The organism is Schaalia suimastitidis DSM 15538 (assembly GCF_000429105.1).
Lineage (GTDB): Bacteria > Actinomycetota > Actinomycetes > Actinomycetales > Actinomycetaceae > Pauljensenia > Pauljensenia suimastitidis.
In genome coordinates this window covers 386,305-410,050 of sequence record NZ_KE386848.1, presented here as the reverse complement: position 1 = coordinate 410,050, position 23,746 = coordinate 386,305, and the positions used below count along the sequence as shown (strand labels likewise).

At 54.8% G+C, this 23,746-nt stretch carries 17 protein-coding genes and 1 tRNA gene; 6 read left to right on the top strand and 12 right to left on the bottom strand.

The features are described from left to right. Nucleotide 1: 1 nt before the first annotated feature. Nucleotides 2-2,434 carry a glycoside hydrolase family 3 C-terminal domain-containing protein gene (locus tag G438_RS11560; RefSeq protein WP_051259444.1) on the bottom strand — a complete coding sequence of 811 codons (2,433 nt, stop codon included), beginning with the start codon at nt 2,432-2,434 and terminating at the stop codon, nt 2-4. Here G438_RS11560 and G438_RS12715 point away from each other — a divergent pair. Further along, nucleotides 2,433-2,558, top strand: a complete 126-nt coding sequence (locus tag G438_RS12715) for a hypothetical protein (protein ID WP_276201379.1) — start codon at nt 2,433-2,435, stop codon at nt 2,556-2,558. The genes G438_RS11560 and G438_RS12715 overlap by 2 nt on opposite strands. A 34-nt stretch (nt 2,559-2,592) precedes the next feature. Here the strand turns inward: G438_RS12715 and G438_RS11555 are convergent, their stop codons facing one another. The 3 genes from G438_RS11555 to G438_RS0108680 all read right to left on the bottom strand — a co-directional run bounded on the left by G438_RS11555 (nt 2,593) and on the right by G438_RS0108680 (nt 8,540). After that, complete coding sequence (locus G438_RS11555; protein WP_051259443.1) at nt 2,593-5,496, bottom strand: glycoside hydrolase family 3 C-terminal domain-containing protein; 2,904 nt, start codon at nt 5,494-5,496, stop codon at nt 2,593-2,595. Between the two features lie 150 nt (nt 5,497-5,646). Next, nucleotides 5,647-6,069 carry a hypothetical protein gene (locus tag G438_RS0108685; RefSeq protein WP_026460987.1) on the bottom strand — a complete coding sequence of 141 codons (423 nt, stop codon included), beginning with the start codon at nt 6,067-6,069 and terminating at the stop codon, nt 5,647-5,649. Between the two features lie 83 nt (nt 6,070-6,152). Beyond that, complete coding sequence (locus tag G438_RS0108680) at nt 6,153-8,540, bottom strand: glycoside hydrolase family 3 N-terminal domain-containing protein (protein ID WP_026460986.1); 2,388 nt, start codon at nt 8,538-8,540, stop codon at nt 6,153-6,155. Between the two features lie 466 nt (nt 8,541-9,006). Here G438_RS0108680 and G438_RS0108675 point away from each other — a divergent pair, with 466 nt between their 5' ends. The 3 genes from G438_RS0108675 (at nt 9,007) to G438_RS0108665 (ending at nt 10,646) form a co-directional block, all read left to right on the top strand. Continuing rightward, entirely contained in the window at nt 9,007-9,858 is an 852-nt protein-coding gene (locus G438_RS0108675) for an HAD family hydrolase (protein ID WP_051259442.1), read from the top strand. A 102-nt stretch (nt 9,859-9,960) separates the two neighbouring features. Continuing rightward, complete coding sequence (locus G438_RS0108670; protein WP_026460984.1) at nt 9,961-10,191, top strand: PTS sugar transporter subunit IIB; 231 nt, start codon at nt 9,961-9,963, stop codon at nt 10,189-10,191. Nucleotides 10,192-10,193: 2 nt separating this feature from the next. Further along, on the top strand, nt 10,194-10,646 hold the full coding sequence (locus G438_RS0108665; protein WP_026460983.1) for a PTS sugar transporter subunit IIA: 453 nt from the start codon (nt 10,194-10,196) through the stop codon (nt 10,644-10,646). A gap of 143 nt (nt 10,647-10,789) precedes the next feature. On the opposite strand, the gene malQ is transcribed toward G438_RS0108665, so the two are convergent. Beyond that, on the bottom strand, nt 10,790-12,940 hold the full coding sequence (malQ, locus tag G438_RS0108660; protein ID WP_026460982.1) for a 4-alpha-glucanotransferase: 2,151 nt from the start codon (nt 12,938-12,940) through the stop codon (nt 10,790-10,792). Nucleotides 12,941-13,156: 216 nt separating this feature from the next. On the opposite strand from malQ, the gene G438_RS0108655 reads away from it, so the two are divergent. Then, complete coding sequence (locus G438_RS0108655; RefSeq protein WP_026460981.1) at nt 13,157-14,119, top strand: acyl-CoA thioesterase; 963 nt, start codon at nt 13,157-13,159, stop codon at nt 14,117-14,119. Between the two features lie 136 nt (nt 14,120-14,255). Here G438_RS0108655 and ettA read toward each other — a convergent pair whose 3' ends face one another. From ettA to orn, 3 genes are all read right to left on the bottom strand, one after another. Continuing rightward, complete coding sequence (ettA, locus tag G438_RS0108650) at nt 14,256-15,938, bottom strand: energy-dependent translational throttle protein EttA (RefSeq protein ID WP_026460980.1); 1,683 nt, start codon at nt 15,936-15,938, stop codon at nt 14,256-14,258. 45 nt (nt 15,939-15,983) lie between these two features. Next, nucleotides 15,984-16,685 carry a single-stranded DNA-binding protein gene (locus G438_RS12100; RefSeq protein WP_051259441.1) on the bottom strand — a complete coding sequence of 234 codons (702 nt, stop codon included), beginning with the start codon at nt 16,683-16,685 and terminating at the stop codon, nt 15,984-15,986. Nucleotides 16,686-16,812: 127 nt separating this feature from the next. Next, nucleotides 16,813-17,406 carry an oligoribonuclease gene (gene orn, locus G438_RS11545; protein ID WP_051259493.1) on the bottom strand — a complete coding sequence of 198 codons (594 nt, stop codon included), beginning with the start codon at nt 17,404-17,406 and terminating at the stop codon, nt 16,813-16,815. Nucleotides 17,407-17,708: 302 nt separating this feature from the next. On the opposite strand from orn, the gene ilvA reads away from it, so the two are divergent. Beyond that, nucleotides 17,709-19,001, top strand: a complete 1,293-nt coding sequence (ilvA, locus tag G438_RS0108635; RefSeq protein WP_026460979.1) for a threonine ammonia-lyase IlvA — start codon at nt 17,709-17,711, stop codon at nt 18,999-19,001. A gap of 143 nt (nt 19,002-19,144) precedes the next feature. Here ilvA and G438_RS0108630 read toward each other — a convergent pair whose 3' ends face one another. The 4 genes from G438_RS0108630 to G438_RS0108615 all read right to left on the bottom strand — a co-directional run bounded on the left by G438_RS0108630 (nt 19,145) and on the right by G438_RS0108615 (nt 23,641). After that, nucleotides 19,145-19,570 (bottom strand): winged helix-turn-helix domain-containing protein, encoded by a 426-nt coding sequence (locus G438_RS0108630; protein WP_026460978.1) that lies wholly within the window; start codon nt 19,568-19,570, stop codon nt 19,145-19,147. Nucleotides 19,571-19,926: 356 nt separating this feature from the next. Continuing rightward, nucleotides 19,927-22,242: a 5-methyltetrahydropteroyltriglutamate--homocysteine S-methyltransferase gene (metE, locus tag G438_RS0108625; protein WP_026460977.1), complete on the bottom strand. Its 2,316-nt coding sequence runs from the start codon at nt 22,240-22,242 to the stop codon at nt 19,927-19,929. A 101-nt stretch (nt 22,243-22,343) separates the two neighbouring features. Next, nucleotides 22,344-23,315: a methylenetetrahydrofolate reductase gene (locus G438_RS0108620; RefSeq protein ID WP_034285726.1), complete on the bottom strand. Its 972-nt coding sequence runs from the start codon at nt 23,313-23,315 to the stop codon at nt 22,344-22,346. Nucleotides 23,316-23,568: 253 nt separating this feature from the next. After that, a tRNA-Arg gene (locus G438_RS0108615) sits at nt 23,569-23,641 on the bottom strand. Nucleotides 23,642-23,746 lie beyond the last annotated feature (105 nt).

Here is a 23,746-nt window from a genome sequence, read left to right as displayed (position 1 = left end):
CTCAGTGTCCTTCCTTAGCGGTCGCATCATCTGCCTGTGCCGCCTGGTCAATTAAACGTTGAGTACGTGCGTTTTCACGCCGGTTACCAAAAAATGTGCGAATAATAGTGCACAGACCTTTTATGCGTCGTCCATTAACGAAGTCAACAATTCCATCCACTGTTTGCGTGGATATGGCTCCCTTCGTCATTTTTCCGAGTGCACGGAAGGGCATATTGGTGACGAAGAGAAGATTGAGATCAGGAAAACCTTTTTCTTCACTCTTGCGCAGACGTCCCGCCAATACTTTGGCGGTACTTCGTGCCAGGAAACTTGGTGAACGTTCCATAGCGCTCAGTGGTTCATCTGCACGTATTTGACCGTGGAGCTCCTGCGGCAGCTCACGTCCAAGCAGCACGGCAACGTCAGCGTCGGTCGCCTCAAGGACCTTGCCTGTGCGATAAGGATGCGGGACCTCGCACACCTCAACGTCGCCGTAATCGTCTGCGCACACCCAGGGTGCGCTTAAACGAATGTCAGCAATATTGGCACCGATATGGATGAGCCATTGTCCTGGCTCGACACGCCACTGATGTGCCTGCGTGTCGAAATGCCTGAATGTGTACTCATCGAAAGCAATCCTCACCTCTTCGCTGTGACCAGCGGGAACGTGAACCTTCACGAAACCTTTGAGTTCACGCGCAGGTCCCCACACTGTGCCCGGCCGCTGCACATAAAGTTGCACGACCTCGTCGCCGTCCACCTCGCCCGTATTAGCGACGCTCAAGCGCACTCCAGCTTCGTCAATACGAAGATCACTGTAGGTAAAGGTGGTGTACGACAAGCCAAAACCGAAGGGATAGGCAACATCAACCTGAGCGGTATCAAAGTAGCGGTAGCCGACATAGAGGCCCTCACGGTAGATCGAGGAGGCTCCACGTGCAGGGAAATATGCGCTGGTCGGGTGATCGACGAGGCGATGCGGCCAGCTTTCTGCCAAACGTCCTGAGGGGTTGTATTTTCCGGTGAGCACATCCCACGCTGCGCTGGCTCCTGCCTGTCCCCCAAGGTGGGTATGCACAATAGCGCGGGTGTATTGCGCCCATGCGGTGGTGACCACTGATCCTGCCGACAGCACAACAACAATATTGGAATTGACGGCATATAACGCTTCAAGCAGATCTATCTGAACCCGCGGAAGATCCATATGCGCGCGGTCAAGTCCTTCAGACTCAGACAACTCATCCAGTCCGATTGCCACCACAACGACATCAGCCCCCGTGGCCAATGCTGTCGCTTCATCGATGAGGTCAGGGCGTGCATGTCCACGTCGGTCATATCCTTGGGCGTATCCAAGAACGGTCAATTCTGTCTGTCCTGCGCATTCAAGCAGATTCTCAACGCGAGTGGCATTGACCAGGGAGGATCCTGCACCTTGGAAACGTGGCGTATGGGCCATATCGCCAATGATGGCCACACGTGTGTGGGCTTTGAAAGGCAATATCTGTTCCTCATTGCGCAGCAGGACTACACATTGACGCGCGATGTCACGGGCAAGGTTGTGGTGTGCTTCTGCGTCATAATCGGGCCGCGGCAAATGGGATTTTGCTCGCGCCACCATTGCGAGTACTTCACGTGCCCGTGCACGCACATCGGCCTCGCTAATCTGTCCGCTTTCGACGGCGGCAACGATCTCACGTACCGAATGCAGGCCAGGAGCGGGCATTTCAAGACTCCCGCCAGCAGCCGCCGCCGCTGGTGCCGAATTAGAACCTCCCCAGTCGGAGACCACGAGTCCGTCAAAACCCCATTCTTCGCGCAGAATTGTGGTGAGAAGGTACGGATGCTCATGAGCGTAGGTTCCATTGACTTTGTTGTAGGACGACATGAGTGCCTGTGGATGAGCTTCCCGAACAACAATTTCGAAGGCTGTCAGGTAGATTTCCCGCATCGTGCGTTCATCAACGATGGAATCTGACGCTTGGCGCCGTAGTTCCTGAGAGTTGACAGCATAGTGTTTTGGTGTAGCAGCCACCCCTTCACTTTGTATCCCACGGACCAGTCCTGCTGCCATACGACCCGACAGCAGCGGATCTTCCGAGTAGTACTCAAAATTGCGACCGCATAGAGGTGAGCGTTTGATGTTGAGACCTGGACCTAGGACAACATCAACCCCTAGGGCGCGTGCTTCGCGCCCAAGAGCTTGTCCCATTTTTTCGGCCAGGCCAGGGTCCCACGATGCCGCAACGGTCGCGGCTGTAGGGAAACAGGTCGCAGGTTGCGAGGCGGCGATGCCCAGATGGTCACCCGACCCTAGTTGGCGTCGGATGCCGTGGGGTCCATCGGACATGACGAATGAGGCAATACCTCGACCGGGTAGCGGGCGTGAATCCCACTCTGATGAGCCTGACAGGAGCGCTGCTGCCTCGATAAGGCTCAGTTGGGTCTCAGCCATGACAAATCCTTTCCTGCTGCAACAAGAACCTGGCGGTGATGTGAAAGCACTACAGATTGGCGCCGGTAACGTGTCTGCGATACGTCGACAAGGAGGCCGGTGGGGTGGAGCCTTCACTGGCTAACACCCCACCAGCTCTGTGTATTTGAAGTGATGTCTTAGGCGCTCCGATGCCTCAGTGCTCGACGCGTCACTAAGACTGCGCCTAGCGCAATACCAAGGCCAAGGAGTGCGGTCAGACCCCATTGGGCATACTTCCACGTTGGTGGCGTATAGGTGACTGTGGCACCTGGAGCCTGTCCGACCATCGCGTTAGAGTTGGCCACAGCGAAGAGAATATTCTTGGTGGCCTGGCGGATATTGCTGACTGCATAAGCCGAGGAGGTGTCCGCAAAGCTCTTCGATGGTGCGAAAGAAAGGGTGAGGTCCGTCCCTGCCGCGATGGATTGGTCAGGGCTCATGTAGTTGTAGAGGTTGAAGTCGGTGATGGCGAATCCATTGAAACCCCACTCCCCTCTTAGGACATCAGTCATCAGCGCGCGACTTCCGCCCGCCCATGTTCCACCGATACGGTTGAAAGAGCTCATGATAGCGGTTGGACCAATGTGGGTTTCAGCAAGGGTCCCTTGGCCATCAGCAATGTAGCTCACCGGCATCTGCACGCCTTTAATGGCCATTTCAAAGGGCTTGAGGTAGATTTCACGAATCGTTTGCTCGTTCGCCCATGATGCCACACCGTTATTCACGCGGTTTGTTTCCTGGTCATTGAGCGCGAAGTGTTTGAGCGTGGTGTACAGACCCTTCGTAGCTGCACCTTGCGACACGGCAGTGGCCATCGCCCCAGACAGGAAGGGGTCTTCTGAGTAGTACTCGAAGTTACGGCCAGCAAAAGGACTCCGGTGAAGGTTCATCGCTGGTGCATACCAGCCCGACACTGTCTTCAGCAGGGACTCATTACCCATCATGACACCCATTTGTTCGCCAAGCTCAGTATTCCACGTTTGGGCGATAGTGAATTCTGACGGGTAAGCAGGTCCATTGACTGAGGCATTAATGAACGAGGAGAAGCCCGCTGGTCCATCCAAGTCCGTCACTTGAGGCTTGGCGATGGACGGGATGGCCGCTGTGTTATACGCGCCGTTGAGGAGCATATCGGTCATATCTGAGACGCTGAGAGAGTCAAGGAGTTCGTCCCATTTTGGATCGTCGTAGGGCAAGCCACGCAGATCTACCAGTGTCAGCTCCGTATCCGCTTTGGTGGTGGGCATTTCGACTGACGAGGCGCTTGCTGCCGCTTTGTGGTCATAGACCGCAAAGCCTGCCTTCGCTTCTTCAGATGCCTTCAAGAGGTCGCCTGAGGGGGCTGTGGGGAAGGTGCCAGCGAAATCTGCGCGAGACATATTCACAATTTTGTTGTTTTGTGAGGCGTCATCAGTAAATGCACTTGAAACATCATCAAAGCGGTTGGTGGCCGCAGTGTTGTCGGAAGAACGTGGGTTTGTCTGGTCATACACCACCGTTTCAGCAACGGTGTAGGTGACCGCTTCAGTGCCTGGGGCAACGGTATGCGAATCTGTGCGTGCCGTGATGAGATAGTCGCCTGCTTCTAGGACGTAGGCACCTGCATCCTCATAGTCATAGGAAGCCATATCTTCGACGTTATATTGCACCGTCACGGTTTGCGAGGCGCCTGCTTGAAGAAGATCGGTCTTGGCGAAACCTGCAAGGACCACCTCAGCCTTTTCGATGCCACCCTTGGTGTAAGGCGCGTTGTAGTACAGTTCCACAACGTCTTTTCCTGGGGTCGTACCAGTGTTAGTCACTTCAACGTCGACGCTAATGGTGCCATCGACTTCACCCAGCGAAGTGTCAACGATCTTCCACTCAAAGGTGGTGTAGCTCAGACCATAGCCGAAGGGGTAGACGACAGCTTCGTCATAGTCGATAAAGCCCTCGGCCGCTGCAGTTTCGTAATAGCGGTAACCTACGTAGATCCCTTCCTGATAGTTCACGAAGGTCGCTTCTTCAGAAACAGTGGCGTTAGATGCTACAGAACCAAGCGCGCTTGATGGATAGGACACTGCCAGGTCCTCATAGGTAAAATCACCGAAGTTGACAAATGTTGGATCCTTGGTGAAGTCGGCTGCCCAAATATCTGTGGTCTTTCCAGAAGGATTGAGTTCGCCCGACAATATCTTGCCTACAGCGTTGAAACCCGAGAGGCCCGGGGAACCAATAAGCAGCACCGAGTCGATACCCGGATCGTCCTGGATGGGTCCCATTTCAATCGTTGTGGAGGCATTGACGATGACGACAACCGTGTCAAAATGTGCTTTAGCCAAGGCAATCAGGTCGCGCTCATCTTTATTGAGTTCAAGCTGATGTTGTCCTTCGGTGTAGTTGTCATCCCAGCCGTTCATATCGCGCGCGAGGTCACCACCTTCACCGCCGCCACGGCCGATATATACCAAGGCTGCGTCGCCATATTGGCTAAATGTTGCCTGCTGTGCTTCATACTGTGCCACCGGAAGCTCACCGATGTAGTACGTTGATTCCGCTTCGTTGTCCATCACGATTTCAGCGCGGTCATTACTTTCCGCGTATGCTGCGATCGTTTGGTACACAGCGTCGTTCACCTCGAAGCCGGCGTTTTCCAAACCACTTCGTGCGTCCACCGCAGTGGTGGTATCCACCGACCCTGAGCCGGAACCGCCGTAGACGGGGTCAGCTGCTGCGCGTCCCAACATCGTGACCTTCGCTCCTGCGGCAAGGGGCAGGCCTTGGTTGCTATTTTTGGCCAGGACCGTTCCTTCTGCAACGATCTCTTCAATGAGTTGCGAGGCGGCAGCAGTATGTTCCTCTTCACTGGCGTAATCTGCCGTGTAGTACGAGGTATCCCACGTGGCACCGACCTCGCTATTTTCCACCGTGTATGTGCCCGCACCAAGGACACCTTCGATCCACTTATCGAAGACTCCGATGGCGATATTGGCCACGACAACGATCACTGTGAGTAGTGCAAGGACAGGCACCCAAATGCCCAGGTATTTTTTGTTGCTCATAGGTTTCTTTTGTGTGGACACGTGACTGCGCTCCCCATTGATTGACGGTCAAAACTATTGGTGCAGGATCTTCGATATGTGGTGGGTACCCCTGGGCGGTACTGTATGGCCCAGGGGTTTTCCCCACACAACTCCTCAGAAAAGGAGGGTTTACTCGGTGACTTCGGTGATAGTGCCGTCCTGATCGATCTGCCAGGTTTTCTGCGATGCTGCTGCCACCGCACCAATGATGAATTTTCCGTCTTGGATTTCGACAATTGATGTGGTGAGTTTTTCAGTGGCATCTGAATGATCGTAGGGAACGACAAGCATGCCGTATTTTTCGGTTGGCTTGTCAACGTCATTCGCCAAATAGATTTGTGTGAGATCTGGGTTAGTTTCCAGTGTCTCTTTCACCGTTGTCAAAGCTAACTCAAGGTCAGCCTTAGTTTCTGCGTCTTCGCTGTCGGCAGCCGCACTTGAGGATGTGTCGCTGTTACTTGTTGTCCCTGACGACGAACATGCTGCAAGGCCGCCTGACAATCCCAGCGCGAGCGTTACGGCAAGGGTGATTCGAAGGAGTGAGTTTTTCATGTCTATCGCTTTCTGTCCGAGGGTGAGGTGGGGTGCTCCCTGGTCGGGGAGGCACAAGACCTCCCCGACCAGGTCATATCTTGTCATCCGGTGATGGGCTGGTTGTCTGCACCAAGTCCGAAGCCGTAGTCGTAGCTATTACCTTCAGAGTCGGTGTAGGGGGTGACGTCCTTCGGTACGTCTTCCAAGTTGGCTTCAACCGTGTCCATATCCTTGGGGAATTGGATAGGCAGACGGCCTGCCGGTTCGTGCTTGCCAAGTGCGACAGTCAGCAGCGCCTCGTCAGCGGTACCAAAGCCGACAAAGATGGCATCTGATTTAGCTTCGAACTCGGCGGGTATCACCGGGTTTTTTGCCTTGACGATGGTGATGACCGGAATGTCTTTTCCGGAGGCTTCCACAGCGGCCACCGCGCGATTGAAGGCGTCAATATCGGCAGCGTTAGAAATAATGGAGGTGTTTCCAAGGTAGCTGCGATTCTCCTTCGTGCCATCAGCCAAGGTGTCGCCCGAAATTGATGTGGTGCGAACATTGGGTCCATTGGCAGTGTACGGTGCCCATTGCAGACTCAGCGGGTACCACGTGTTGCTGGCTTCGATCCAACCGGCGTTAGAGAAATTGTTGCCGTTATTGGGGCTATCCAAACCAACGATCACCATGTCAACATTGGACAGATCTGGAGCCTTGTATTCGGTGACCTTTTCTTCTGCATCGTAGGTAACTTCGTCGGTGACAACGTCTTTGAAAAACTTCTTGGCGGTGTCGATATCGATAGTTGGCCCATCGGTGTACTGCGCCTCCCCGAAGATACTGTTGAAACCAGTGTCGAAGGATTGCGGGATGTAAACGACCTTATCGGAGTAATCCGCATTGGGATCGAAGGTGACGGTACCGTTGGCATTCTTCAGCATCACGACAGAATTGAGCTGAGCTTGGCGTCCAGCATCCACCTTGTCCTGAGAACCAACGGTGGCTTGTGAGTCCTCAAGTACCAAGAAGGGGTTGTCGAAGCCATCATTGGCGAAACTCATGGTGAGGATACGACTTGCAGATTCTGCCCAGCGGGTTGCGGCGTCGACATCGAGTTCACCGGCCTCATACTTGCTTTGCCACATGTCGTAGGCGGCAAGGACGGGAGCGACATCGTTATTGCCACCGAACATGTCAGTGCCCAGTTTAATGATTTCAAAGTGGCGTTCTTCAACGGTCATATCGGCGATACCCCATCCCGTTGCGATACGAGGCTTGGGTTCGTCGGTGAGGGCACGTGTCACACCCCAGTCGGTGACGACAACACCATTGTAGTTATTGTCGGTACGTAAGGCGTTGAGTTTACCTGAGTCGTAGGAAGTGCCTTTAAGTTCAGCGTATTCGGCGCTGCCATCTGCGGCGACACCAACCGAGTAGGAGGTCATAATTGCCGCTGAGTCCAGAGCCTGCTTGAATACGGATTCATGTTCGGCAGCATTATCGCCAGGGTACACGGCGTATTTTCCAGCGTTAGTATGCGATTCGCGTCCACCTTCACCAGAGCCGTCACCCGGCCAGTGTTTAATCATGGCGTTGACGGATTCGTCGCCCCACCCTTGGTTCGTGCCATCTTCAGCAAAAGTGCCTTGGAAGCCCTCAACATAGGCAGCAGCCATTTCGCCGGCCATAGTCGAATCTTCACCGAAGGTGCCCGATACACGTAACCAGCGTGGTTCAGTGGCTAGGTCGATCTGTGGAGAAAGCGCGGTGCCAATGCCAAGGGCTCGGTATTCGGCTGAAGCCATCTGCGCAAACTGCAGAACCGTTTCAGGGGAGAATGTTGCTGCCAAACCAAGAGAGGACGGCCATTTGGAGATTTCACCTGCCTCGGTGAATGACCCTGTATTCGATGCGTCTGAACGCGGGTCGGATGAGTAGTTGACGGGCACATATGGCGTTTCAGCACTTGCCAACGTCTCCACATAGGCCTGCATTTCATTGACCCACTGGACGTTCTGCTTAGCATCTGAGGTGCCGGCATTAAGCACTGCGCGTAGATGTGAGGTCGAGAGATATTCCTTTTGGGCGTCGGTAAGACCATCGCCAGGGGCGCGCTCATGGGAAGAGAAAAGCATCAAACCTGACTGCTGTTCCTTCGTGAGTTGAGGTGCAAGATCAGCAGCACGAGCGGCTGCGTCAAGACGCCAATCTTCAAAGGTATCGAGGCTCCCATTGCCGTTGATATCTTTGAAGGCGTATGTGTAATCGCCGTCTTGAGCCTCAACGATCTTCATTTGGCCGCCGGTGGCATAGCTCAGAACAGCGCCACCATTGGGGTTCACCACACGGGTAAAAGCAGTTTTGCCGTCGGTGAGTTCAGTGCTTGTGTACGTAGTTTCACTACCTTCAGTGGCGCTTTGCGTGTCATTCGCGGCAGTACATCCTGCCAGCACAACGGCAACTGCGCCTACAGTTGCAATTGCACCTCGTGTCTTACGCATTGGTCGGTTCTCCTCGCTTCGCGTCCCACAACTTCGGGAGCTTGTGTTTGGGCTGGTGTCCGCAATGCCAACAACCTGCAACAGCCTCGCCGCAGGCCGGGCAACGATGGACGCACCAGTTGCGTCCACACCGGGCACCTGAGGTGACCCTATGAGGTGGATCGCAGCGGGTAAAGAGAATCTGCATGATCTGTTACACACGGTGCACAATCTGTCACGCCGTTACCAATTCGTGACATAGTCGCAATCGAAGCGCGACATCAAAATACGCCGAACCACGCACCCTAGACAACACGTCTTCGTATCGAAGTGCACCACCCCACGCCACACATCGACACATCCCACCACACCAGCACAGGCCGACATCTCGCCACAGCAACACAGGCCAACGTCGCCGCGACATTTTCAATATCGCAATCGCATCGTCAACATCGCCACTACGTTGCCAACGTGGGAGAATATGCTTATGGATTCCCCGATCTCGCATCCTTGTGCCGACAACAAACGACGCCTTGTATTCATTGATATTGACGGCACCTTAGTGACGCATGATCAGCAGATACCGGATTCCGCTTTCGATGCGTGCCAGCAGGCGGTAACTAATGGACACCGATTGCTCCTGTGCTCGGGCCGTTCTATCCCCGAAATATACCCGCGCTTGTGGGAACCTGGTTTTACCGGTGTCATCGCCTCGGGCGGAGGCTACGCGAAAGTTGACGGACATGTACTCGTTGACGCGCGACTGTCGGCAGCCGATATTCAACGCGTGAACGCACTGTTGGATTCGCTTGGTGCACAGACGATTTGGCAGGGAACCGACGCCTTTTACCATTCCCAGGGCTTTTTCGAATTTTTTAATACAGCGATGAAGCAACGCAATAACGACTCCTGGGACGAATACACGCAGGCCATTACCCCTTACCTCAAGCCTGGTCTTCCCACCACCATCTCGAAATGTACCTCTTATATTGACCGTCAACGAATTACTTACGAGGAACTGGCGATGCGCGTTCCATCTGGAGTACGGATGGTTCCAGGCTCCATCGGTGCGGGCAGCACCCTCGTCGCAGAATTTATGCCTGAAGGCGTATCAAAAGGCGCCGCAATCACGGCGGTAGCTCACCGCCTCGGCTTTCCTCTTGACGCCACCATTGCCTTAGGTGATTCCCATAATGACATCGAAGCGCTCTCCACTGCTGGTGTAGGCGTTGCCATGGGTAATGCTCCTTCGCAAGTACGCGATGCCGCAGACTATGTGACCGCTGATGTCGCCTCTGACGGTCTAGCATTGGCCTTCGATTATTTGGGGCTCATTTAGTAATCATCGTATCCATGCGCTTCCACGGGCACCATTTCCCGACTATCCTTGAAAGGGAGATATTTCCATCGTATTGGTGGTGTCTACTGTGAGGGGGCAATGATGAGCCAAGCAGAATCGATTCTCGAGGCGCTGGGTGGACGCGATAATATTGCTTCAGTTGAGGCCTGTATTACGCGGATTCGTGTCGACGTGAAAGACACCGAAGCGGTTAATGAAGCAGCTCTTGAAGCCGCAGGCGCCTTCGGCGTGGTGGGACTGGGCCGTTCGCTCCAACTCGTCATGGGCCCACGTGCAGAAGAAATCGCTGCTGACCTTCAAGCACTGAGGTAAGTGTGGATATTTGTTCTCCGATCGCTGGGATTCTTACAGCGCTCAGCGACGTCGCCGATCCTGTGTTTGCTCGAGCAATCGTGGGTCCCGGCGTCGCTATCACCCCAACTGAGGAGTCAGTAATCCCTGTTTTTGCGCCCGTCAGCGGGACCATCGTGAAAATGCACCCGCATGCTTTCATTATTCACACCAGCAGCGGTCACGATATTTTGGTGCACCTTGGTATCGACACTGTCACGTTGAAAGGCCGAGGGTTCACGGTCTATCACACGTCAGGAGACAAGGTGAGCATCGGCGACATCATGGCGCATTGGGATCTTTCCGAGGCGATGCGCATTGGGAAGGACACGGTCGTGCCGGTGATTGTCCTTGACACAAATGTTGAACCCGAACCGAGTGTATGGCCTGGTACGCCTGTGATCGCAGGTAGCCCTATCTTGAGGTACCTTGACTGACCTAACCAATGCCGTTACGCACCTTGCAGGCAGTCGTTGTCAGATACACGCATATGTCTCACCATACGTACCGCACCGAAAGTAACACCATACCCTGGGGAAAGTAACACCACACCGCAGGCGCAGTTGACACCTACGGAAAGTCAGCGCTCCTGAGGCAACATTTCGCGATTGAGCACGCTGGCCAAGGATGCCAGGGCGCTGTTGGTGGGTAACGCCTCGATAAGTACTTCATGCCCGTCACCGTCACATAAGGGCACGCACCAATTCGGGTACTCCCGATTTGTGCCAGGGAGGTTTTGAGGTCGCGTATCACCGACGGCATCAACGAGTGAAGCAACAACGAGCTGCGCCGGTGTGCGTGCAACGTACGCGTGGAGCGCTTCCACATGTTCTTGCGTGCAGCATTCGCCTTCTTCAAGTAACCCGTACTCATGGAGCCTCGTACGCATTTGGCTTTGTTCACGCTCGTCAGCATCACGCATGATCTTTACGTCGTCAACGAGTAAACCAAGCTGATCCCGCAAGGTCGTTTGTACGCCGACAAGATACCCAGCCGTTGGAGGCAGGTCATGGGTCGTCACCGCCGCCAAACAGGCGTCACGGTACTGGTCAGCGTGGAGAGGCCAACCGGATCCTTCTTTTTCAAACCACAGTACCGAGGTGCCAAGGATACCCCGGTCATGAAGGTAGCCACGCACCCACGGTTCAACGGTACCTAGGTCCTCGCCGATGACTTGTGCACCTGCACGCTGTGCTTCAAGCAGAATAACGCCCACCATTGCTTCGTGGTCGTAACTGACGTATGTTCCTGCACCGGCACCTTGGCCCTCTGGGATCCACCACAGTCTGAAAAGCCCGAGGATGTGATCAATACGCACAGCGCCCGCGTTAGCAAGCGTCGCACGCATCATCTCTCTGAGCGGACGATAACCCGCCTCGGCAAGGGCACGCGGTGACCACGGAGGTTGCGACCAGTCTTGGCCTTGCTGCGCATACATATCAGGAGGCGCGCCCACAGATATACGGGGTGCGAACATCGCAGGATCGGACCACTTTTCTGAGCCGTAAGGATGAACGCCAACGGCAAGATCGGCCATCACACCCACATCCATACCCAAACGACGGCTCACGTATTGCGCATGTGCTAACTGATCTGCGGCGATCCACTGGCACCAGCGCCAAAATTCGATGCGTTCAGCCAGGTCGTGGCGCGCCTGCGCAACAGCGGGTGCATTCACGTCAGCAAGTTCATCTGGCAGTTGAATTGTGCCTTCGCGTTCAACGATCGCACACCACAGTGCGAAATTCTCCAGATCAGCACCACCACGGCGCACAAAATGCACGTACTGCGCTTGACGTCCCACGCTACGCGGCAACGGGAAAATCAGTTCCAACGCCGCGCATTTTGCGGCCCACGTACGATCACGATCAATGAGGTCGCCGTCATGCCACGCGGTCCGTTCACGCAGCGCATCCACGTATCGGCGCACGCTTTCTGGGGCGGCGCCGTATTCGTCGATACGCTCGGGTCGAATGTAAATAGGGTTAACCCAGCGTCGGGTAACGGGAAGATACGGCGAGTTTTCAATAGGCGCGATGGGCGCTGACGCATGCACTGGATTCATCAGCAGAAAATCTGCCCCCGCCTCGGCACTGACAGCAAGCAGATCAGCAAGGTCCGCCGCATCGCCCATCCCCCACGAGGTCCGTGAACGCGTCGAATACAATTGCGCGGCCATACCCCAACGACGTTTCCCGTCTTTCGTGGGCACCGTTAAGGCATTCGGTACGACAATCAGGGTTGCGTGCGCGTGATGTCCACCCTGCGTATGCGCTTCGAGGCGGTGCCACCCTAAGCCGAGATGGGATGGGATGTGGAAGGTTGCTCGCCCCATTAATATGCCGTCAACGACACGAGGCGGATCCCAGTTATCGCGTTGATCACAGTAGCCGCGGTTTCCGTTTTCAGTGATCCATTCGACGCTGACCCACTCACCGTCGGGAACATGGACGTTGATCTCTGTATCGGCGCCTTCACGCAGGACAACCGTGGGAGGAAGCGTGGCGCGCCAAATATTATTTTCGGTCTCGTTCATTGCGACATGCACGTCAGCGACCGTTGAGGAGGGATCTACAGGTAAGCCCAAAGATTGTAGTACACGCAAAAGAGAATCAGCCGACACATCTTTGCGTTGCCCATACCAATCCCAAAAGCCAGTGGCAACCCCATTGCGCTGAGCGAGATTGCGAAGAAGTTCGATGTCGTCGCCTGCAGGTGCATTCAGTGCCATGGATAATCCTTGCTGGTTTTAAAGAGCGTGCTATCTTATCCTAGTCGCCCAAAGCCCGATCAGGACGCCATGACAGCCTTTTTCTTCGTGATATATCACTATGTTCTGCATTCTCACGGCTGCATCATGTCGACAAAGGAGCAAATAATGTGCCTGTGAGTTACTTCCTAGCCTTCGCTGGTGCATCGACCTCAAAGAGACACGGACAATAGACCTATGACACGTCCTATCCCCGTACCGCTGACGAGCGACGAACCGATTGCCTCGGTGCTGCGTATTATTTCGCTAACGGAAGCTGGCGATGACATATTTACCGCACACTCGTTGCCGCAGGTAACACGGGTCTACGGCGGACAAGTATTGGCGCAGGCAGCATTGGCAGCAGCAGCGACACTAGATCACCCTTCGCGGATGATCCACTCACTACACGCCTACTTTTTGCGGGGAGGTGACCCCAATACTCCCTTCACTCTGGAAGTAAACCGCCTACGTGAAGGCCGATCATTCACGGCACGGCGTGTGACAGCACAACAAGACGGCCGTGAAATCATGTCATTGGCAGCGTCCTTCGTTGCCACGGAGGCAGGGGCAGAATGGCATCAACGCGGCCCAGAAGTGCCTGAGCCTGAGGATCTTCAATCCGCGTTCGAGATTTTCAGAATGATGGATCATCCTGTTGGGCGTTTTCTCGGTAAAACTGCATCCTTTGATGTGCGCCATGTGGAACAAAGTTTGTACGCGTCAGCCGATCCCACGTTGAAGAACACCCAGCATTTGTGGATGCGTCCACGCAGCCCACTCCCCCAAGGGTTATCCCAGCATATTCACCGGGCATTACTTGCCTATGTGGTTGATCAGGTGATGTTGGAACCTGCTATGCGTTCTCTAGGTTTGTCGTGGATGACGCCAGGCATGTCAGCGGCCTCCCTCGATCACGCAATGTGGTTCCACAGGGACGTTGATGCGAGCGAATGGCTGTTGTATGAAGGCACCTGTTCCAATATCAATAGCGGCAAAGTTCTTACTCGCACGCGCATCTTCACACGTGAAGGCATACTCGTAGCCGAGGCTGAACAACAGGCGATGCTCCGCATCCCCAATGAGGAGCATTCAGGTTCGTCCAGTTGGGGTTTTGGTGTTGATCCAGTAACGGGCAAACTGACGAGCGCAATGGCTTAGCAGGTGTGTGCCATATTGGCCGATATACGACGAAGTGCCGTCTACCGAGGATCGGACATCCCCGTAGACGGCACTTGCGTATGCCGTGGCACTACCGATTTCAGTGGTACTTCAGAAATCAGCTGCGCCTTTGAATTCAGCCGCGCGTGAGTTTACGGTGTGTCATACGGTGCGGGTGAGCGGCCACTTCACCAAGTCGTTCGACCTTATTGGCTTCGTAAGACTCGAAGTTTCCTTCAAACCAGAACCAGTTCGCTGGGTTTTCGTCAGTACCTTCCCATGCAAGGATGTGGGTTGCGACGCGGTCAAGGAACCAACGATCATGGGTGACGACAACAGCACAACCTGGAAATTGCAGCAAAGCATTTTCAAGCGAACCCAAGGTTTCAACATCAAGGTCGTTGGTTGGTTCGTCAAGAAGTAACAGGTTACCGCCTTGCTTCAAGGTCAAGGCAAGGTTGAGTCGGTTGCGTTCACCGCCAGAAAGAACACCAGCAGGCTTTTGCTGATCCGCACCTTTGAAACCGAAAGCGGAAACGTAGGCACGTGACGGCATTTCAACATTGCCCACCTGAAGGAAATCTAATCCGTCCGAGACGACCTCCCACAGGCTCTTGTCGGGATCAATACCTGCACGGCTCTGATCGACGTAGGAGATTTTTACTGTCTCGCCGATAGTCAATTCGCCGCCATCAAGAGGTTCCAATCCGACGATGGTTTTGAAAAGTGTTGTTTTGCCGACGCCATTGGGGCCAATGACACCAACGATGCCGTTACGTGGCAGCGAGAACGAGAGGCCGTCGATCAGCGTACGGTCACCGAAGCCTTTTTTCAGGTCTTTCGCTTCAATAACAACACTGCCCAAACGTGGACCTGGCGGGATCTGAATCTCTTCAAAGTCAAGTTTGCGGGTACGCTCGGCTTCCGCGGCCATCTCTTCGTAGCGTTCCAAACGGGCCTTGGACTTGGCTTGGCGTCCTTTAGGGTTGGACCGTACCCACTCAAGTTCCTCTTTCAAACGCTTAGCAAGTTTGGCGTCTTTCTGTCCCTGCACTTGAAGGCGCTTCTCTTTGGTTTCCAGATAGGTGGAGTAGTTTCCTTCGTAAGGATACAGGTGACCGCGGTCAACTTCAGCAATCCAACCAGCAACATGGTCAAGGAAATACCGGTCGTGGGTAACGGCAATGACCGCGCCAGGGTACGAAGCGAGGTGTTTTTCCAGCCAAAGAACCGACTCGGCATCAAGGTGGTTAGTCGGCTCATCAAGTAGTAGAAGATCAGGCTCTTCGATGAGAAGTTTGCACAGGGCTACACGGCGACGCTCGCCACCAGAAAGCACACTCACCATCTGATCTGGAGGTGGGCACCGCAATGCTTCCATTGCTTGCTCAAGCTGCGAATCAATATCCCATGCGTCAAGAGCATCGATCTCAGTTTGAAGCTTGCCCATCTCATCCATCAGCGTGTCAAAATCAGCGTCAGGGTTTGCCATTTCAGCTGAAATCTCATTGAAACGGTCAAGTTTGGCAAATATGTCTGCCGCGCCTAAACGCACGTTTTCTACAACCGTCTTGGTGTCGTCAAGTTCTGGTTCCTGCAGGAGGATGCCGACGGTATATCCAGGTGTAAGCCGAGCTTCACCATTGGATGGTTCGTCAATACCTGCCATGATTTTCAGGATCGATGACTTTCCGGCACCATTAGGGCCAACCATGCCGATCTTTGCGCCGGGGAAGAATGACATACTGACGTCGTCAAGGATTACCTTGTCGCCGTGCGCCTTGCGCGCTTTAATCATCTGGTAGATGTACTCAGCCACTTCGCTCCATCCAAGGTTGTGTGATTCTGGCTTGCCAGTCCAATGCTAAGACACTGGCGCCTCTTCCGGTTCGTCCTGGTCACTCAAGTGGCCAATCGCACCGCCATATTCGTCAGCAAATGCGCCACGATGAACTACGGGTCGTTCCTGCTCACCGTTTATCTCGCCACCGGGGCATTGACTCGGCTCAATATTTACACCAGTATCACACTGAGCGTCATGTGAAGTGGCCGAGAACGGTGCTTTCTGGTCATGGGTGTTTCTGTCGATGATGGGCGGCGAGGGTGTGAGCTCCCATGGGTCATCCTTTTGTGGTGCTGCCTGTACTAATCGTGGTTCATTCATTGGTGCTTCTAGGTTGGCCTCTTCATCGCTTTGGCGAGTAGTGCGCGGTGGCGAATAGAACTGCGCAATCCCAGCGCTAAGGTCATGTCCAACTGCCACAGCGGTAATACTCAACGCTGATCGGACCTCTCCAGATTTGTCAGCCCACGCCTCAGCAACAGGTCGACCAATCACGATGACTTTTTGACCTTTTCGTAGTGATGCCATCAGGTTGTCGCCAAGTTTGTCCCAGGCTTTCACGGTGTACCACTGTGTCGATGTTTCTTGGAACTCGCCCGCATCGGTGAGGCGCCACTGGGGGCAACACAAACGAAAACGTACACTGGTATGCCCATGTATTGTCCGTTGGCTGCTCAGGTCGGTAGCGACACGGCCGCGCAGTGTCAGTGTTTGTCCGCTCATGATATTCCGTCCTTTCGTGACATGAGGGTGATGCCTCAACAATGACGGAAATCACCTACTAGTGACACGAAAATACCCTCGCCCTGTGGAAACAGGACGAGGGTGAAAAAGGGTGTGTAAAAATGGCTTACTGAGACGCCGCTGTGGAAAGAATAGGAGCGTACTGCGCCATCACCTCGTCTCGGATGCGAATAACGTCGTCACGTACCAGGGACACGGGAGGGAACAAAACCCGGCGATAATAGGCGAGCTCTTGGATGGACTCGAGGATATCTGCTAATGCGCGATGCCCACCCTGCTTGGTCGGCGCGCATTCATAGGCCACAGGATGCCAACGTTTCGCGAGTTCCTTCAGTGTTGACACGTCGACGACACGGTAATGCAAATGATCAATGAGCAGCGGCATATTCACTTCAAGAAAACGCTTGTCAGTGCCAATAGAGTTACCCGCCAACAGCGCTTTATTTGCTCCAGGCACGTATTTTTTCACGTAGGCAAGCACTGTGTCGCATGCTTGCTCCATTGTCACGCCTGCCTCAAGATCCTCAAGGAGACCCGAAGCGGTGTGCATTTGGCGAACAAAATCATTCATGCGGTCCAGTGCTCCGTGTTCTGGGGCAATAAGGACATCGATACCTGGTGCAACCACATTGAGTTGCGCGTCCGTGATCACGACCGCCACTTCGATCAGGGCGTCTGTCTCGGCATTTAACCCGGTCATTTCACAGTCAATCCACACGAGTGGGTCTTTGAGGGTTTTATTCACCCGGTAAGTGTAAGACGCTGCCGCATACAACGTCAGTTAATTCCACTCCATGCCGTCGGTACGTGCATGGTGATACCGCACTACTTGCCAGGCTTTCACTTGCCTCTAGCTGCCACGCCTGCGTCCGCGCCTGTCAACCCCGGTTTCTCAAGAGGGTCCTCACATGGTGCTAGTGCCGTTTCCGCGCAATGATCATTGCACCACATTAATGCCCGTGGGTTCTACAATCATTGGGCACACGTTTGGAAGGACCCGTCATGACCACGCCACACAACATCACATTGGTGAGTCCACAACTCGTCGACTCAACAGCGACGGTATTGCAAGGCATCGTGCGTGAAACCCCCCTTGATCTTTCGGCCCGACTGACCAACGCCATAGATACTCGGGTATATCTCAAACGTGAAGACACACAAAAATGTCGCTCATTCAAGGTGCGCGGTGCCTACGCGCGAATGGCAGCCCTATCCCCCACTGAACGCGAACGAGGCGTGGTGTGCGCTTCAGCGGGTAATCACGCCCAAGGTGTCGCCTACGCCTGCTCCCACCTGCACGTACGTGGCACCATCTACCTTCCGTCGAATACTCCTCGGCAAAAACGCAATCGCATAGCCGATATCGGCGGCGCGTGGGTTGAACAAGTCATTGTCGACGGCACCTTCGACAAAGCCAATGCTTTGGCGCAGGAGGCTGCTCGCGTTTCTGGACGCACCTATGTTCACCCCTACGACGACCCATTGACCATCGCAGGACAAGGCACAATCGGTGTTGAACTTGACCGCCAAATGCCGGCCGACACGGCGGCAGTTCTGGTCCCTGTAGGCGGAGGCGGCCTTCTTGCCGGCGTATTGACGTCCCTCCAAGCACGACGACCAGGTATCAAAATCATCGGTGTCGAACCTGTAGGGGCAGCGAGTATGCGCGCAGCTCTCGACGCTGGACAACCAGTCCGCCTCGACTCTGTTGATCCCTTCGTCGATGGTACCGCCGTTGGACAAATCGGTACCCTCCCCTTCGACACCGTCATCGCACAGGTCGACGACGTCTTGGTCGTACCCGAAGGCGCGGTGTGCACCGAAATGTTAGAGCTGTACCAATCCGATGGAGTCATCGCCGAACCTGCTGGTGCCTTAGCATCAACAGCAGCACTCCACTTCCTGGCGAATCGCGATGTCCGAGAACGCCTGCTTGGTGGTAAGGATGGCGCGATCGTGTGCCTTGTATCTGGAGGAAACAACGATTTGACACGCTATGCAGAAATAATGGAGCGTTCACTTCGCCACGAGGGATTGCGTCACTACTTCTTAGTGACCTTCCCTCAACAACCCGGTATGCTCCGCATGTTCCTCGAAGACGTCTTGGGTCCTCATGATGACATCGTGCATTTCGAATACACGAAGAAAAATAATCGTGACTCTGGCCCCGCGCTGGTCGGCATTGATCTGTCGTGCAAAGATGACATCCATCCTCTGCGGCGCCGTATGGAAGCCTCTCCCTTGCACGTCGAAGAACTACAAGCGGATTCTGACTTCTACCGGCTCGTCATTTAACAAGGCGAATATGCGCAACAGCTGGACGCGCCAGGATATGCACCAACGCCACCACAAGGCGCGTTACGCAGGCAGGGTATCCGCCTGCGACACTGCAACTTGCACTATCCAGCCAGAGTGTCTCCCAGCAACACCGAGGCGTCCTACGCCGCAAGAGTATGTACTGGCGTCAGGGTGACGCGCACGTCGGCGGCAGAATTGAAGCGGTAGCCTTGACCGCGAACGGTCGAAATCAGGTCCGGTGTGGCGAGTTTTGCGCGCAAGCGTCGGATATGGGCATCAACCGTGCGTGAATTATCCGCGCTCAGTCCACTCCCATGCCACACGGTTTCAAAGAGCTCTTCACGCGATACTGCACGATCGCAGCGAGCGGCCAAATGGGTGAGGAGCTCGTATTCCTTATTGCACAATGCCACCACTTTGCCGCCAATACGCACCACATGGTTGTCCAGGTCGAGGTCGACGCGAACCGAACTGAGTCGAAGTCCGTCAAGCACGGCAAGAAAGGCATCAAATGATGTGGGTTCTGCGCAGGTCGCAGTAGTTTCAGGGGTGTAAACGAGTGTCATTGGTGTATCCGTTTCTCACGGAGCCGCAAGGCCCACTCCACTTAGGGAAGCAAAATAATTGGGGCAAATCTGCGGCTAGATCGACTAAGGGCAACGAGCGTCGATCACATACACATTCGAGAGCACATGGAGCCGCACATTGGGCGGCACATTCGCATCTCGAAAGCAGTCATGTTTCAAGTATCGTCAATTATTCACGCACGGCGACAGGTGTCCACATACTGACATTCAGTAACGGATGTGCACATGCGCACCCGACACAAAAAGGCTGCTTCTGCAGCACACATGCTGCAGAAGCCACCCCTTTGTCAATTGCCACGTCTTATCCTGATGACGCGTAGACGATCAGTTGGTTGTCAGCGACGCACCTCCCGCACTCGTTTTGTTGCCTCAACAAGGTTGGCCAACGACGCCTCGGTTTCGTCATACCCTCGGGTCTTTAATCCACAGTCTGGATTGACCCACAGTCGTTGCCGCGGAACCGAAGCTACCGCCGCCTCGATCAATTCGGTCAATTCCTCAACTGAAGGCACGCGTGGACTGTGAATATCCCACACCCCTGGGCCAATCCCATGATTGAAACCATGCGCAGCCAGTTCAGGAAGCACCTCCATACGCGAACGCGCTGCCTCAATTGATGTGACATCAGCATCAAGCGCAGCAATTGCGTCGATAATCTGACCGAATTCCGAGTAACACAAATGCGTGTGTATCTGTGTATCAGACCGTACACCGGCAGTTGCGACGCGGAAGGAATCGACAGACCAACGGAGGTAATCGGCATGCTGATCCGCATCCAAAGGCAACAACTCACGCAATGCAGGCTCGTCCACTTGGATTACCGCAATACCTGCAGCTTCCAAGTCATTCACCTCATCACGCAACGCCAAACCAATCTGATCAGCAACCTCACCCAAGGACAGGTCATTGCGTGGGAACGACCACGCAATAATAGTCACCGGACCAGTCAACATGCCTTTGACTGGCTTGTCAGTCAGCGACTGCGCATAGGTCGCCCATTCAACGGTCATCGCCTGAACACGTGCAACATCACCCCACAGAATGGATGGACGGGTACAACGCGAACCGTAGGACTGAACCCACCCATGGCGTGTCGCAGCAAAACCTTCAAGAAGCTCAGCAAAATACTGCACCATATCATTGCGCTCTGCCTCCCCATGCACAAGAACATCCAGACCGAGGCGCTCTTGCAACGCGATTACCTGCGCAATTTCTGCTTCCATGCGCTGTCGATACTCTGCTTCGGTGAGTTCACCACGACCAAAGGCAGCGCGTGCTCGACGAATTTCCACCGTTTGTGGGAAAGATCCAATCGTCGTGGTTGGCAGATCTGGCAGTTCAAGACGCTGTGCCTGGGCCGATTCTCTGAGCGAGTACTCCCCGCGACTACGGTCAGCTGCGCTCAAGGCGGCCACGCGCGCACGCACATCCGAACGTACAACCCCTACCGCCTCGGCACGCTGCGCAAGGACACGAGTGACCTCCTCGATGGCGCCGTCGACCGCCTCCCATCCCTGTGTCACACCGGTAGCTAAGGTCACTATCTCAGACACCTTTTGATCAGCAAAAGCCAACCATTTGTGGAGATTGGCGTTGAGCTCGGCATCATCCCATTGTTCTAAAGCTGTGTCGTGTGGCACATGCTGCAAAGAATTCGTTGTCGCCACACTCACGCTTGCCGCACCAAGACGCGCAGCCTCGTCAAGGAGTGTGCGTGCCTGAGCCAAATCGGTCCGCCAAATATTACGTCCATCAACCACGCCAACGACTAAATCTACGGTCGAAAAATCCAACAGTCCGCCCGTCGGCAACGCGCCGCGGACAATATCCAGATGTACAGCCTCGACACCGCTGGCAAGCAAATGAGGCAACGCAAGGCGGCCATCACCGTAGGGGGTCGTCACAAGGATACGGGGGCGTTCGTCGAGGCTGGGCGACGCTAGTTGGTGGTACACCTGCCCTGCATATTCGCCGAGGCGTGAGCGGGGGTGCGTGAGGTTATCCGTCACCAATGCGGGTTCGTCGAGCTGTACCCACTGCGCGCCTGCGGCATACAGTTCAGCAAGAAGCTGCTGATAGACCGCCACAACCTCATCAAGACGAAGGAAGGGATCATATCCTTCGGGGGCAGATTCGCAAACCTTCGACAACGCAAGATAGGTCACCGGCCCAACCAGCACAGGGCGCGTCAGATACCCCCACTCTTTGGCTTGGACGAAGCGTCGGACAATAGCATTATCAGCAAAATTAATAGGTGTATCCGGTCCAATTTCTGGCACAAGGTAGTGGTAGTTAGTATCAAACCACTTCGTCATCTCTTGCGGAGCTACACCATGGTCACCTCGCGCCAAAGCAAAATGAAGGTCCAGGCCTGTGCGACCCGCGAAACGCTCAGGAGTAGCACCAAGGAGCGCCGTAATATTGAGCACTTGATCGTACAATGCTGAGTTTTCTGGCAAGGACGAGTTTTGGGCATCAAGGCCCAGCTCAACGAGGCGCGCCAAGTTGGTTTTGCGTAGCGTCGCCTCGGAATCTAAAAGGTCAGATTCGCTGATCTTGCCTGCCCAAAAGGATTCGAGGGCCTTTTTCAGTTCGCGGCCACGTCCAATCCGCGGGTACCCAAGGATGGTAGCTGAAGGAAATGATGACATGGAATTATCCGTTCTGTTGGGTTCAAATCTCATGGTGTTCCGGGGTGGATGATGGTGTTTGGGGGCGACCTATGATGGCGTCGCTATCGGTGAAGAGGTATTCAGTCCTGTCCATGGTCGGCGGTAAACTTAGCGGGATTGCGTCCAAGTAGCGTGAGAATGTCAAGAGCAGGCCGTGCCCGATTAAAGGTATAAAGGTGCACACCTGGGGCACCACCATCAAGAACCTCGTCGACGAGTCGTGCGCCCACACCCACACCCAGATCATGTTGTGCAGCAGGGGTATCGGCCCAGGCCAGTGTGTCAATAATGCTGTTGGGGGCGCTCACCCCGGTAAGCTGCGCAACGCGATGTAGGCGAGCCGGATCGGTGGGCGGCAAAACACCTGCGACGATGGGAATCCCCACCCCTTCTTGTCGAGCTTTATCAACGAAACTGAGGTAGATGTCTGCTTCCCAAAAAAGTTGCGTGATCGCAAAAGACGCACCTGCAGCCTGTTTGACCAATAGACGTTGGATTTCTTCGTCCTGCGTTGTACCTGCAGCGGGGTTACCTGCCGGGAAGGTCGCCACCGCAATGGCGAGTGGGGCAACTGCCGCTCGCAACGCCTCGCCCGGATGAGCGGCACATCGCCGCGCTTCGACTGTTCGAATGAGGTGGATGAGTTGCGTTGCCGAGTGCACACCTTCGCGTGGCGGTTGCCAATCCGGTTGACCCTGCGGTGGGTCGCCTCGTAAAGCAAGGAAGGTACGCACACCTGAATCCAAGTAGTCCGCGACGGTCGCGACGACTTCGTCACGGGTCGTGCCCACGCAGGTCAGATGCGCGATCGGGGTTACTGGTTTGTCATGGACGAGGCGGTCGACAACTGCGCGGGCGCTGCTACGGTCTTTGCCTCCCGCACCGTAGGTGACCGACATAAAGTCGGGGCGTGCTTCAATCAGTTGGTCAACTGTTAACCAAAATTGAGGTGCCGCCTCAGGTTTTCGTGGCGGCATGACCTCAAACGAGACTAGGGTCGGTTCGTGGTCGTGCCGACACGGCGAGGCATACAGATCGGATGTGGTGAGCATATTTCTCCTGATAGAACGACCCCGTGTGGAGGCAAAATGAACAGGCGGTGTCTCAGGAGCACATTCGTGCACGGATGCCACCGTGACGGTGGCCGAGAATCTGTGCGCGCATCATCATGATGTAAGTGTGCGTGCCCATGCGCCAGGGCGACGTCCACGCTCAGGGAGTAAACCTTTGTAACACGATGCGCTCACCGCGCGAGGCATATCGACACTACGCGGCGAGCAAAACGATGTCCTCAGACATGAAAAGTGCCCCCAGCAGGACTCGAACCTGCAACCTACGGATTAGAAGGCCGGTGCTCTATCCATTGAGCTATGGAGGCATGCGCCAATCGGCGACCTATTAAGGGTAGCGTACGCCGACGCATATTGCGTCACCTTAACGAGGAGGTGTGGGCTGTGGGTGTTTCGCGTCCATCCCCACAATT

Excerpts from the sequence above, each read along its gene's own strand:
- orn (WP_051259493.1), bottom strand. The coding sequence starts at position 17,406 with ATGACCGGGTTAAATGCCGAGACAGACGCCCTGATCGAAGTGGCGGTC.
- G438_RS0108655 (WP_026460981.1), top strand. The coding sequence starts at position 13,157 with ATGACACGTCCTATCCCCGTACCGCTGACGAGCGACGAACCGATTGCC.
- G438_RS0108620 (WP_034285726.1), bottom strand. The coding sequence starts at position 23,315 with ATGCTCACCACATCCGATCTGTATGCCTCGCCGTGTCGGCACGACCAC.
- G438_RS12100 (WP_051259441.1), bottom strand. The coding sequence starts at position 16,685 with ATGAGCGGACAAACACTGACACTGCGCGGCCGTGTCGCTACCGACCTG.
- G438_RS0108675 (WP_051259442.1), top strand. The coding sequence starts at position 9,007 with ATGGATTCCCCGATCTCGCATCCTTGTGCCGACAACAAACGACGCCTT.
- ilvA (WP_026460979.1), top strand. The coding sequence starts at position 17,709 with ATGACCACGCCACACAACATCACATTGGTGAGTCCACAACTCGTCGAC.
- G438_RS12715 (WP_276201379.1), top strand. The coding sequence starts at position 2,433 with ATGACAAATCCTTTCCTGCTGCAACAAGAACCTGGCGGTGATGTGAAA.
- G438_RS0108670 (WP_026460984.1), top strand. The coding sequence starts at position 9,961 with ATGAGCCAAGCAGAATCGATTCTCGAGGCGCTGGGTGGACGCGATAAT.
- G438_RS11560 (WP_051259444.1), bottom strand. The coding sequence starts at position 2,434 with ATGGCTGAGACCCAACTGAGCCTTATCGAGGCAGCAGCGCTCCTGTCA.
- malQ (WP_026460982.1), bottom strand. The coding sequence starts at position 12,940 with ATGGCACTGAATGCACCTGCAGGCGACGACATCGAACTTCTTCGCAAT.
- G438_RS0108630 (WP_026460978.1), bottom strand. The coding sequence starts at position 19,570 with ATGACACTCGTTTACACCCCTGAAACTACTGCGACCTGCGCAGAACCC.
- G438_RS0108685 (WP_026460987.1), bottom strand. The coding sequence starts at position 6,069 with ATGAAAAACTCACTCCTTCGAATCACCCTTGCCGTAACGCTCGCGCTG.
- G438_RS11555 (WP_051259443.1), bottom strand. The coding sequence starts at position 5,496 with ATGAGCAACAAAAAATACCTGGGCATTTGGGTGCCTGTCCTTGCACTA.
- G438_RS0108680 (WP_026460986.1), bottom strand. The coding sequence starts at position 8,540 with ATGCGTAAGACACGAGGTGCAATTGCAACTGTAGGCGCAGTTGCCGTT.
- metE (WP_026460977.1), bottom strand. The coding sequence starts at position 22,242 with ATGTCATCATTTCCTTCAGCTACCATCCTTGGGTACCCGCGGATTGGA.